Here is an 11,518-nt window from a genome sequence, read left to right on the forward strand (position 1 = left end):
ATCTTCCGCGACCATGGCTACCGGCGGCTGCGCTCCAAGGCCCGGCTGAAGTTCCTGATCAAGGACTGGGGCGTCGAGAAGTTCCGTGAAGTTCTCGAACAGGAGTACCTGAAACGGCCGCTGATAGACGGGCCCGCCCCCGAACCGGCCAAGCACCCGATCGACCACGTCGGCGTGCAGCGACTCAAGAACGGGCTCAACGCGGTCGGAGTCGCCCCGATCGCTGGCCGGGTCTCCGGCACCAAACTGTCGGCGGTGGCCGACCTCATGGAGCGCGCCGGCTCGGACCGGGCCCGGTTCACCGCATACCAGAAGCTGATCATCCTCGACGTGCCCGACGACAATCTCGACCAACTCGTCGCCGGCCTCGATGCACTCGGGCTGCCGTCGCGGCCGTCGCACTGGCGCCGCAACCTGATGGCCTGCAGCGGGATCGAGTTCTGCAAGCTGTCGTTTGCCGAGACCCGCGGCCGCGCACAGGTTTTGGTGCCTGAGCTGGAAAAGCGGCTGGATGACATCAACGCCCAGCTCGACGTGCCGATCACAGTGAACATCAATGGCTGCCCGAACTCGTGTGCGCGAATCCAGGTCGCCGACATCGGGTTCAAGGGCCAGATGATCGACGACGGCGACGGCGGATCCGTCGAGGGATTCCAGGTACATCTGGGCGGCAGCCTCGGCGCAGACAGCGGGTTCGGGCGAAAGCTGCGCCAGCACAAGGTCACCAGCGGCGAGCTGGGCGACTACATCGACCGAGTGGTGCGCAATTTCGTCAAGCACCGCAATGAGGGTGAACGGTTCGCACAGTGGGCCATGCGAGCCGACGAGGACGATCTGCGATGAGCGATTCAACCAATTGGACTGAGGCACAGCTTCGTCAGCTCGCGGAGCGCGGCGCCAAAGAGCTGGACGGCGCCAGCGCCACCGAGCTGTTGCGCTGGACCGACGAGACCTTCGGCGGCGTCAACGGGCCACGAGGCTGGGCGACCTGCAACTACGTGGTGGCCTCCAACATGCAAGACGCCGTGCTGGTCGATATGGCCGCCAAGGTTCGCCCCGGCGTTCCAGTGCTGTTCTTAGACACCGGATATCACTTCGTGGAAACGATCGGCACCCGCGATGCGATCGAGGCCGTCTACGACGTGCACGTCCTCAACATCACTCCCGAGCACACGGTGGCCGAGCAAGATCAACTGCTGGGCAAGAACCTGTTCGCGCGTGACCCCAATGAGTGCTGCCGGTTACGTAAGGTCGCTCCGCTATCCAAAGCGCTGCGCGGCTATGCCGCGTGGGTGACCGGGCTGCGCCGGGTGGAGGCGCCGACGCGCGCTAACGCCCCGCTGATCACGTACGACGAGCAGTTCAAGCTCGTGAAGGTCAACCCGCTGGCCGCATGGACCGACGAGGATATGGACGACTACATTGCCGAACACGATGTGTTAGTCAACCCCCTTGTCTACGAAGGCTACCCATCGATCGGTTGCGCTCCGTGCACAGCCAAGCCCGTCGATGGCGCCGATCCCCGCAGCGGGCGTTGGCGAGGGTTGAACAAGACAGAATGCGGGCTGCACGCATCGTGACCGCGCTCGTACTCGCCGCGCACGGCAGCGCAGATCCGCGCTCGGCCGCCAATGCCCGGGCGGTCGCTGGCCAGTTGATGCGCATGCGACCCGGAGTCGACGTGCGCGTGGGGTTCTGCGAGCTGAACAGCCCACGGCTCGTCGACGTGCTGACACCGGGCGCCGTGGTGACCCCGCTGTTGTTGGCCGACGCCTACCACGCGCGTATCGACATTCCCCGACAAATTGCGGCTGTAACCGGTGTGCGCCAGGCTGATGTGCTCGGCGAAGACGGGCGGCTGGTGGCCGTCCTGCGCGAAAGGCTTAGTGCGGCGGGAATTTCCAGGCGCGATAGTGAGCTCGGCGTGCTGGTGGTGGCCATCGGCTCGTCGCACGCCGACGCAAATGCCCGCACCGCTTCGGTGGCACCCAGGCTGGCGGCCGGTACCCATTGGGCAGGTGCGACGACAGCGTTCGCCACGACGCCTCAGACGTTGGGGGAAGCCGCCACCGAATTGCGGCGACACGGCGCGCGCCGACTGGTGATCGCGCCATGGTTCTTGGCACCGGGACGGTTGACCGATCGGGTGCGCAAGTTCGCCCGCGCCGCAGGCATTCCCATGGCCGCCCCACTCGGTGCCCACCGGTTGGTCGCCGAGACCGTACTGGACCGCTTCGACGCAGCCGTGGCTTCCGACCGGGTAGCAGCTTAACGTCGTCGAAATCGACGTTCAGCGGCAATTCGAGTAGCGGCCTGCAAAACGTAGATCTCGGCGCCCGCAGCCTAGACGTCTACGCCAGTGCGTCGGCTTTCGGCACCGTCGCCTCGCCGGCAATCGGCGGCACCCGAGTAGGTGCGACGTAGACGGTGTCGCCCTCCTTCAACCCCAGTGCTTCGGCGTCACCCCGGGTGATCTGGGCGGTGAACGGCGCGCCGCTGGCGGCGTTGGTCAACTCGACCCGCACCTCGAACCCCAACATCACCACCCGGTCGATCGTGGCTCGGATGACCCCAGTGGCCTCCGCCGCCGCGTCACCGGTCGCGATTTGCATATCGGGACGCCGACCGACCCGGATGTCATGCGGGCGCACCAAGGTGCCGTTCAATGAGGACACCGCTCCCAAGAACGACATGACGAACGCATTGGCCGGGGTGTCGTAGACCTCTGTCGGCGAGCCCACCTGCTCGATGCGGCCGTTGTTGAGAACCGCTATCCGGTCGGCGACGTCGAGGGCCTCGGCCTGATCGTGGGTCACCAGCACCGTGGTGACGTGCACGTCGTCGTGCAGCCGGCGCAGCCAGGCGCGCAGGTCTTCGCGAACTTTGGCGTCCAGCGCACCGAACGGCTCGTCGAGCAGCAGCACTTGCGGGTCGACGGCGAGCGCGCGGGCCAACGCCATCCGCTGGCGCTGTCCGCCGGAAAGCTGGTTGGGGTAACGGTTTTGGAATCCGCTCAGCCCGACGACCTCGAGCAGGTTGTCGACCTTCTTGTTGATCTCGCCTTTGGGGCGCCGGCGGATCTTGAGCCCGAACGCCACATTGTCGCGCACCGTCAGATGCTTGAACGCCGCATAGTGCTGAAACACGAATCCGATCCCACGCCGCTGCGGTGGCACGCGGGTGACGTCGCGGCCGTTGATCGTGATCGTGCCGCGGTCGGGCTGGTCGAGGCCCGCGATGGCCCGTAGCAGTGTCGACTTACCCGAACCGCTAGGACCCAGCAGCGCGGTCAGCGAACCGGCGGGCACGGTGAAGTCGATGTTGTCGAGCGCGACGAAGTCGCCGTAGCTCTTGTAGGCGCCGGTCACGATGATCGCGTCAGTCATAAGCGCCGCTCCTTTTCATCGCATCGCTTTCGCATCGTCGCGGCGCGGTTCATGGCACTTCCTTTCGTGCGCGCCGCGCGTCGAGGACCACCTGGAAGATCAGAACCACCACGGAGACCGCCATCAGCAGCGTCGACAGTGCATACGCCCCGTATTCAGCGCCCCGGTTGTAGCGGTCAGAGACCAACAAGGTCAGTGTCTGCGACGTGCCTGGCAGGTTAGAGGAAACCATCAGCACCGCGCCGTATTCGCCGAGTGTGCGCGCGATGGTCAGCACGATCCCGTAGGTCAGTCCCCACCGGATAGACGGCAACGTCACCCGCCAAAACGTCTGCCACCAGCTAGAACCCAGGGTCGCCGCCGCCTCCTCCTGGTCGGTGCCAAGCTCGTGCAGCACCGGTTCGACTTCGCGGATCACGAACGGCAAGGTGACGAAGATACTGGCCAGCACGATGCCCGGTAAGCCGAAGATGATCTTGAGCCCGAGGTTTCGTTCGACGAAGCCCAGCACACCGGCCGAACCCCACAACACGATAAGCGCCACGCCCACGATCACAGGCGAAACCGCGAACGGCAGATCAATGATGGCCTGCAGCACACCCTTGCCGCGGAACTTGTTGCGCGCCAAGACCAATGCTGTCGGAATACCGAAGATCACGTTCAGCGGCACCACGATCGCCACCACCCAAAGCGACAAATGCAGTGCCGACACCGCCGCGGGGGTGCTGACATAGGCGAAGAACTGGCCCAAACCCGGTGCAAAAGCTCGCCACAGAATCACCGCGACCGGAACGATCACCAAGACGAACACGTAACCGAGCGCCAGAAATCGGATGAGGTAGGCAACCCGCGGCGAAATCGTCATGCGGCCAGCTCCTCCCGTTTGGCCGCCCGTGCACCCAAAGTGCGCAGGATGAACAGGACCACGAACGAGATCGCCAGCAACACAATGGATATCGCGGCAGCACCAGTGCGGTCGTCGTTCTCGATCAACGTCCGAATCCACTGCGAGGACACTTCGGTCTTGCCCGGCACCGCGCCTCCGATCAGCACGACCGAACCGAATTCGCCGATGGCGCGCGAAAACGCCAGGCCCGCACCCGATAGCAACGCCGGGGTCAGCGACGGCAGCACCACCGCGGTGAAAATCGTCGGATTGTTGGCTCCCAGCGACGCAGCCGCCTCCTCGGTCTCGTGGTCGATTTCCAGCAGCACCGGCTGCACGGCCCGCACCACGAACGGCAACGTCACGAATGCCAGCGCCACACCCACGCCCCACGAGGTGTGCTGCAGATGCAACCCCACCGGGCTGTGCGGGCCGTAAAGCGCCAGCATCACCAGGCTGGCGACGATGGTAGGCAGCGCGAACGGCAGGTCGATGATCGCGTCGACCAACCGCTTGCCCGGAAAGTCGTCACGCACCAAAACCCAAGCAACCAGCAGGCCGAACGGAAGGTTGAGCACTGTTACCCCCGCTGAAATGCTCAGCGTCACCCGAAACGATTCCAGCGCGGCATGCGACGTCACCGCCAGCCAAAACGCCCGCCAGCCGCCACCGACGGCCTGCCAGCCAATCGCGGCCAGCGGCAACAGTACGATCACCGAAAGCCACACCACCGCTACGCCGACGCGCAGCGACGTGCTGGGGTGGTGCAGATCGGTCCGCCCCCGACGCGCATGGTGGTCGAGTTCCGGCCGGATCGCCTCTGGGTCGGGTGTGATTGTCGTCGTCATCCGGTGGCCTTCATGTAGATCTTGGTGATGCTGCCGGTGTTCTTGTCGAACAACTGAGGATCGACCACGTCCCAGCCGCCGAGGTCGGTGATCGTCCACAGTTTTACCGGTACCGGGAACTGGTTTCGGAAGTCGGCGGCCACTGCCGGGTCGACGGGACGGAAACCGGCTTGCGCCCAGAGCTTTTGGGCCTGCGCGGTGTACTGGAAGTTCTTGAACGCGGTAGCAGTGTCAAGATGACTGGTGGTGGTCACCACCGCCAGCGGGTTTTCAATTTTGAAGGTTTGTGACGGGTTGATGTGTTCAACCGGCTTTCCTTGGCGTTCAGTGGCGATCGCTTCATTTTCGTAGCTGATCAACACGTCGCCGCTGCCCTGCACGAAGACATCGGTGGCTTCCCGGCCCGATCCAGGCCGCAGCTTGACGTGTTCATTCACCAACTTGTTGACAAAGTCGATACCCGCCTGGGTATTCCGGCCGCCGCCGCTTTTGGCGGCATACGGGGCGAGCAGATTCCATTTGGCCGACCCGGAGCTCAGGGGACTGGGAGTGATGACTTCGACACCGGGACGCAGCAAGTCGTCCCAATCCTTGATGTTCTTGGGATTACCGGCACGCACCACCAAGGTCACCACCGACCCGAAGGGGACTCCCTTAGTGGCGTCTTTGTCCCAATCCTTGGAAACCTTGCCCGCCTTGACCAGTCGGGCGATATCGGGTTCGACCGAAAAGTTCACCAAATCCGCGGGCTTCCCGTCGACGACACCGCGCGACTGGTCGCCGGATGCCCCGTATGAGGTGATCACCTGCACGCCCTTGCCCTGTTCGGAAGCGTTGAACGCCGGAATCACCTTGCTCCACCCGGGTTCTGGCGCCGAATACGCGACCAACGTGATGCTGGTGTGCGCGTTGCCGGCTGCGCCGCCGACGACGTCGCTGGCGCCACCATGACACGCCGCAACCACACTCGCGGTCACCGCAACCGCAACCACATGCTGCCAGCGTCGGAGGCATCCGGCGTTGTCAAACATTGGCGACCTTTCCGTGCGGCTTCTGTTTAACGAGTCCCACGCTGCGGGAAGGATGCTGGCGTTTCGGAGAATCAGTACGTAGCGACTTCCCGAAGGCTCGAGACCAAACCGCGCGCGGGCAGGACGTCAGCGACAACAGTGGACATCGCTCACAGCGCAATCCCCCACAGCAATGAGTGCCAAGACGTAGCACTCTCGATTGCCGGACGCTGCTTGCATGGCGCGAAGCCTAACAGAATGTGGCTGCCCGCTCTCTGTTCGCGCGGGGTCAACGCGTCAGCAGCCAGGTGACGATCACCAGCACCACCAGCACGATCAGTATCAGGGTCACCTGGGAGCGGGGCAGGCCGGTTTTTCCGGTCATCGGGCATCCTCGTCATGGCGGGCGCGGCGCATCAGCCGGATACCGCGGCCCAGCATCTCGTCAAGCGCCACCGCAATGAGGTAGACCAGGGCCAGCACGACGGGCATTACCACAATGGTCTGCAGCACGAAGCCGAGCCCGGACAACCACAGCTCGACGCCGTCCCACCAACTCAGGAGCCCGTCCACCGGGCTCACCCTATTCGCCGCAAGCGTCCTAAACCAACGTAACCTCAGCGGATGGCCCCAGCGTCCGAAGAAACCACCTGCGCGATCGTCGGCGGTGGCCCGGCTGGGGTGGTGCTCGGGCTTCTGCTGGCTAGGGCCGGCGTGGATGTCACGCTGCTGGAGAAGCACCGCGACTTCCTCCGCGACTTTCGGGGTGACACCGTGCATCCCACTACGCTTCGGCTCCTCGACGAACTGGGCCTGTGGGAACGCTTTGCCGCGCTGCCCTACAGCGAGGTTCGCAATGCGACGGTGGAATCCAACGGGCGGCCGGTCACCTATGTCGACTTCGGACGGCTGCGCCAACCGCATCCGTTCGTCGCGATGGTGCCGCAGTGGGACCTGCTGAACCTGCTCACTGAAGCTGCCCAAACCGAGCCGAGCTTTACCCTGCGGATGAACATCGAGGTCAACGGACTGCTGCGGGAGAGCAACCGGGTGACCGGTGTGCGCTACCAAGGGCCAGACGGGCCCGGCGAACTACGTGCGGAGTTGACCGTGGGCTGCGACGGCCGCTGGTCTACAGTGCGGCAGTCGGCCGGGCTGAAGGGCCGCGAATACCCGGTGAATTTCGACGCGTGGTGGTTCAGGCTGCCCTACCAAGGCACGGCGCAATTCTCCTTCTTGCCCCGCATCGGACCGGCCAAGGCGCTCGTTGTCATTCCGCGGCGAGGCTATTTCCAGATCGCCTATATCGGGCCGAAGGGCACCGACGCCGACCTCCGCGCGCGAGGGATCGATGCGTTTCGCCGCGACGTCGCAGAACTCGTGCCCGAAGCGGCCGACTCGGTGGACGCACTCAAGTCCATGGACGACATCAAGCACCTCGACGTGCGGGTCAATCGGCTGCATCGCTGGCACACCGACGGGCTGCTGTGCATCGGTGACGCTGCCCACGCAATGTCGCCGCTGGGAGGCGTCGGTATCAACCTTGCGGTCCAAGATGCTGTGGCCGCCGCGGCCTTACTTGCCGAACCCCTCCGCCACCACCGTGTCACTGCTCGACACCTTGGCGCCGTGCGTCGGCGCCGTGCCTTGCCCGCCGCCGTCACCCAAGCAGTGCAGCAGGTGTTACACCGTCGAATCCTCGACCCGATCCTTCAAGGTGAGGACCCGAGCCAATCGGCCGTGCTCGGGCTGGTCGCTCGGATGCCCTGGCTTTCGGTCCTGCCCGCGTATTTCATAGGTGTCGGAGTCCGGCCGGAACATGCTCCGGCTTTCGCGCGCCGCTGACGTGCCCCGCCACCAGTGGACGCCGGGTAGGTCGGCAGATGATGATGTCGGCATGGTCCTGCACGCGGAGCCTGCCGACGGGGCTGACGCCGCACCGCTCACCGTTACCTCTCCGGTGCCGTTCCCGTCGGGCGGGTCGCTGCGCAACCCGTTCCCGCCGATCGCGGACTACGCCTTCTTGTCCGACTGTGAGACGACGTGCCTGATCTCGCCGACCGGGTCGGTGGAATGGCTGTGTGTGCCGCGGCCGGATTCGCCAAGCGTGTTCGGCGCGATCCTGGACCGCAGCGCAGGGCATTTCCGGCTCGGCCCCTACGGCGTGTCGGTGCCCTCGGCTCGCCGCTACCTGCCCGGCAGCCTGATCATGGAGACCACCTGGCAAACCCACACCGGCTGGCTGATCGTGCGTGACGCGCTGGTGATGGGTCCTTGGCACGACATCGACCGGCGCTCGCACACCCATCGCCGCACGCCGATGGACTGGGACGCCGAGCACATCCTGTTGCGCACCGTGCGCTGCGTCTCGGGCACCGTCGAGCTGATGATGAGCTGCGAGCCGGCGTTCGACTACCACCGCATCGGCGCGGCGTGGGAATACTCCGCCGCCGCCTACGGCGAGGCCGTCGCGCGGGCGAAAACGGATCCCGACGCTCATCCGACGCTTCGGCTGACCACCAATCTGCGCATCGGGTTGGAGGGCCGTGAAGCACGAGCCCGCACCCGGCTGAAGGAAGGCGACGACGTGTTCGTCGCCTTGAGCTGGTCCAGGCACCCGGCGCCGCAGACATACGCCGACGCGGCCGAGAAGATGTGGCAGACCACCGAATGCTGGCGGCAGTGGATCAACATCGGCAACTTCCCCGACCACCCCTGGCGGGCGTACCTGCAACGCAGTGCGCTGACGCTGAAAGGCCTGACCTACTCGCCCACCGGCGCGCTGCTGGCGGCCAGCACCACGTCGCTTCCGGAAACTCCTCGCGGCCAACGCAATTGGGACTACCGCTATGCGTGGATCCGCGACTCGACGTTCGCGTTGTGGGGCCTTTACACCCTGGGACTGGACCGCGAGGCCGACGATTTCTTCTCTTTCATCGCCGACGTCTCCGGCGCCAACAACGGCGAGCGTCATCCGCTACAGGTGATGTACGGGGTCGGCGGTGAACGCATCCTCGAGGAAGAAGAGCTGCACCATCTGTCCGGCTACGACCACGCGCGCCCGGTCCGGATCGGCAACGGTGCTTACAACCAGGACCAGCACGACATTTGGGGCAGTCTTCTGGATTCGTTTTACCTGCACTCCCGATCCCGTGATCAGGTTCCGGAAACGCTGTGGCCGGTGCTCAAGGCCCAGGTGGAAGAGGCGATCAAGCACTGGCGTGAACCCGACCGCGGAATCTGGGAGGTCCGCGGGGAACCCAAGCACTTCACCTCATCGAAGATGGCGTGCTGGGTTGCGCTGGACCGCGGCGCCAAGCTGGCTACGCGGCAAGGTGAGACGACGTATGCCCAGAAGTGGCGGGCGATCGCTGAGGAGATCAAAGCCGACATCCTCGAGCACGGGGTGAACTCGCACGGCGTGTTCACCCAGTCCTATGGGAGCGATGCACTGGATGCCTCGCTGCTCCTGGTGGTGCTGAACCGGTTTCTGCCGGCCGACGACCCTCGGGTGCGCGCGACCGTGCTGGCCATCGCCGACCAGCTCACCGAACAAGGCTTGGTGCTGCGTTACCGCGTCGAGGAGACCGACGATGGGCTCACCGGCGAGGAGGGCACCTTTACCATCTGCTCGTTCTGGCTGGTCTCCGCGCTGGTCGAGATCGGGGAAGTCAGCCGAGCCAAGCATTTGTGCGAGCGGCTATTGTCGTTTGCCAGTCCCCTCTATCTCTACGCCGAGGAGCTCGAGCCGCGCACCGGCCGGCATTTGGGCAACTTCCCGCAGGCGTTCACCCACCTGGCCTTGATCAATGCGGTGGTCCACGTCATCCGCGCCGAAGAAGAAGCCGACAGCACCGGGGTTTTCCATCCGGCCAACGCTCCGATGTAGCGACGGACCGCCTCAGCTCAAATCGCTGATCTTGTCCATCATCAGCCGCGCCACCTCGATGGCTCTGGTTTCGGGATCGCTGGCTGGCGAGCCTGGAGCCGAGCGGGCGTCGGCGGAGAATGGAACTTTGACCTCGACAAGGCAGTTCACCCGGACGCCGATGGCCCGCGCCACCAAGGTGGGCGATGTCTGCAAGGTGGCCGCCAGCACCGAGTCGGCGACGCGCACGTCGGTGATGCGGTACGTCTGGTCGCGGTAGGTAGCGGCTTTGCCGTCGCAGCGGTTCCACTGGTCGGCGAACGCGGCGAACAGCGCGTTGGCTTCTGCCGCCGTCGGCAACGCGACCACACCCTCGTCGACGGCGATCACCGCAGCAGGAGCCGTCCGGGCATCCAGCCAGCTCTCCCATGCGACGTCGCGCACGTCGGCTGAGCGGTAGCTGCTGGACTGCATTTCAGCCAGCACTCCCAAGCAATCGCCTGCGCCGGGCACCAGGCTGCGGAACAGCTTCGTCGCGCCCCCGTAGCGCGGCGGTTGCAGAGTGCTGACCGACTGGTCGAGCAGTTTGGACAGCTCCGCCTTACCTAGCAGCGCTTGCTGGATGGTCACCCCGATGACCGGGCGCGGTGCGATCCCGGCGACGGGACGCGCCTGGCCGGCGACGACGGCGCTGCAACTTGTGGCGAGCAGCGCGGCGATCACAGAGGCCGCAATTGCCCCAACACGCCCGACCCTTTTCATTACCTTCGCGCCCTCCAGCGTGCACAGCAGTTGGAGTCTTCTAACGAATTTCGCCCGGATCGTCAAGTCGACGCGCGGTCCACCGGCGATGGCTGTCAACGGCTACTTCTTTGTTTTGTCGCCGCTGACGTCGGTGGACAGCGCTGCGACGAACGCCTCCTGCGGCACGTCGACCCGTCCGATCGTTTTCATCCGCTTCTTGCCTTCCTTCTGCTTTTCCAGCAGTTTGCGCTTGCGGGTGATGTCACCGCCGTAGCACTTCGACAGCACATCTTTGCGGATAGCCCGAATGTTCTCGCGGGCAATGATTTTCGAGCCGATCGCCGCCTGCACGGGCACCTCGAACTGCTGGCGCGGAATCAGTTCTTTGAGCTTGGCGGTCATCTTGTGGCCGTAGGCGGCCGCCGCATCTTTGTGCACAATCGCGCTGAATGCGTCGACCGGCTCACCCTGCAGCAGGATGTCGACCTTGACCAAGTCGGCTTCCTGCTCGCCGGCCTCTTCATAGTCCAGGCTGGCGTAGCCGCGGGTCCGCGACTTCAGCGCATCGAAGAAGTCGAAGATGATCTCGCCCAGTGGCATTCGATAGCGCAGTTCGACGCGTTCCGGCGACAGATAGTCCATGCCGCCAAGCTCGCCGCGGCGCGACTGGCACAGCTCCATGATCGTGCCAATGAACTCGCTGGGCGCGATGATCGTGATCTTCACCACAGGCTCGTAGACGGAGCGGATCTTGCCCGGCGGCCAATCCGACGGGT

The 11,518-nt window shown here is 64.8% G+C and carries 12 protein-coding genes and 1 pseudogene; 5 read left to right on the forward strand and 8 right to left on the reverse strand.

All coding sequences use genetic code 11. The annotated features are described in order from the left end of the window. The 3 genes from VFA16_RS15155 to VFA16_RS15165 form a co-directional block, all read left to right on the forward strand. The coding region (locus VFA16_RS15155; RefSeq protein WP_324968611.1) for a nitrite/sulfite reductase at nucleotides 1-843 on the forward strand (843 nt) is incomplete at its 5' end. Then, a complete protein-coding gene (locus VFA16_RS15160) occupies nucleotides 840-1,580 on the forward strand; it encodes a phosphoadenylyl-sulfate reductase (protein ID WP_324968612.1) in 741 nt (246 codons plus the stop codon). The genes VFA16_RS15155 and VFA16_RS15160, both read left to right, overlap by 4 nt. Beyond that, nucleotides 1,577-2,272 (forward strand): sirohydrochlorin chelatase, encoded by a 696-nt coding sequence (locus tag VFA16_RS15165; protein ID WP_414687732.1) that lies wholly within the window; start codon nucleotides 1,577-1,579, stop codon nucleotides 2,270-2,272. The genes VFA16_RS15160 and VFA16_RS15165 overlap by 4 nt, the downstream gene beginning before the upstream one ends. 79 nt (nucleotides 2,273-2,351) lie before the next feature. Here the strand turns inward: VFA16_RS15165 and VFA16_RS15170 are convergent, their stop codons facing one another. From VFA16_RS15170 to VFA16_RS15190, 6 genes are all read right to left on the reverse strand, one after another. Further along, the gene (locus VFA16_RS15170; RefSeq protein WP_324968614.1) at nucleotides 2,352-3,386 is read right to left on the reverse strand and encodes a sulfate/molybdate ABC transporter ATP-binding protein; all 1,035 of its coding nucleotides are present in this window, start codon (nucleotides 3,384-3,386) and stop codon (nucleotides 2,352-2,354) included. A 49-nt stretch (nucleotides 3,387-3,435) separates the two neighbouring features. Beyond that, the gene (gene cysW / locus VFA16_RS15175) at nucleotides 3,436-4,251 is read right to left on the reverse strand and encodes a sulfate ABC transporter permease subunit CysW (protein WP_324968615.1); all 816 of its coding nucleotides are present in this window, start codon (nucleotides 4,249-4,251) and stop codon (nucleotides 3,436-3,438) included. Further along, nucleotides 4,248-5,120 carry a sulfate ABC transporter permease subunit CysT gene (gene cysT / locus VFA16_RS15180; protein ID WP_324968616.1) on the reverse strand — a complete coding sequence of 291 codons (873 nt, stop codon included), beginning with the start codon at nucleotides 5,118-5,120 and terminating at the stop codon, nucleotides 4,248-4,250. The genes cysW and cysT overlap by 4 nt, the downstream gene beginning before the upstream one ends. Further along, complete coding sequence (locus VFA16_RS15185; RefSeq protein WP_324968617.1) at nucleotides 5,117-6,151, reverse strand: sulfate ABC transporter substrate-binding protein; 1,035 nt, start codon at nucleotides 6,149-6,151, stop codon at nucleotides 5,117-5,119. Before VFA16_RS15185 ends, cysT begins: the two co-directional genes overlap by 4 nt. A 126-nt stretch (nucleotides 6,152-6,277) precedes the next feature. Continuing rightward, nucleotides 6,278-6,370, reverse strand: coding sequence for an Ms4533A family Cys-rich leader peptide (locus VFA16_RS23810; RefSeq protein ID WP_414687733.1), 93 nt, complete (start codon nucleotides 6,368-6,370; stop codon nucleotides 6,278-6,280). 141 nt (nucleotides 6,371-6,511) lie between these two features. Further along, complete coding sequence (locus VFA16_RS15190) at nucleotides 6,512-6,703, reverse strand: hypothetical protein (RefSeq protein WP_414687734.1); 192 nt, start codon at nucleotides 6,701-6,703, stop codon at nucleotides 6,512-6,514. A gap of 51 nt (nucleotides 6,704-6,754) precedes the next feature. On the opposite strand from VFA16_RS15190, the gene VFA16_RS15195 reads away from it, so the two are divergent. Next, nucleotides 6,755-7,975, forward strand: coding sequence for an FAD-dependent oxidoreductase (locus tag VFA16_RS15195; RefSeq protein ID WP_324968619.1), 1,221 nt, complete (start codon nucleotides 6,755-6,757; stop codon nucleotides 7,973-7,975). Between the two features lie 52 nt (nucleotides 7,976-8,027). Then, nucleotides 8,028-10,019 carry a glycoside hydrolase family 15 protein gene (locus VFA16_RS15200; RefSeq protein ID WP_324968620.1) on the forward strand — a complete coding sequence of 664 codons (1,992 nt, stop codon included), beginning with the start codon at nucleotides 8,028-8,030 and terminating at the stop codon, nucleotides 10,017-10,019. Between the two features lie 12 nt (nucleotides 10,020-10,031). Here VFA16_RS15200 and VFA16_RS15205 read toward each other — a convergent pair whose 3' ends face one another. Both VFA16_RS15205 and VFA16_RS15210 read right to left on the reverse strand, forming a co-directional pair. Further along, on the reverse strand, nucleotides 10,032-10,859 hold the full coding sequence (locus VFA16_RS15205; RefSeq protein ID WP_324968621.1) for a sensor domain-containing protein: 828 nt from the start codon (nucleotides 10,857-10,859) through the stop codon (nucleotides 10,032-10,034). Between the two features lie 3 nt (nucleotides 10,860-10,862). Then, nucleotides 10,863-11,518 (reverse strand): annotated as a pseudogene (locus VFA16_RS15210) (elongation factor 4); the annotation flags it as partial.

This window comes from Mycobacterium sp., from assembly GCF_035653355.1.
In the GTDB taxonomy this organism is placed as follows: Bacteria; Actinomycetota; Actinomycetes; order Mycobacteriales; family Mycobacteriaceae; genus Mycobacterium.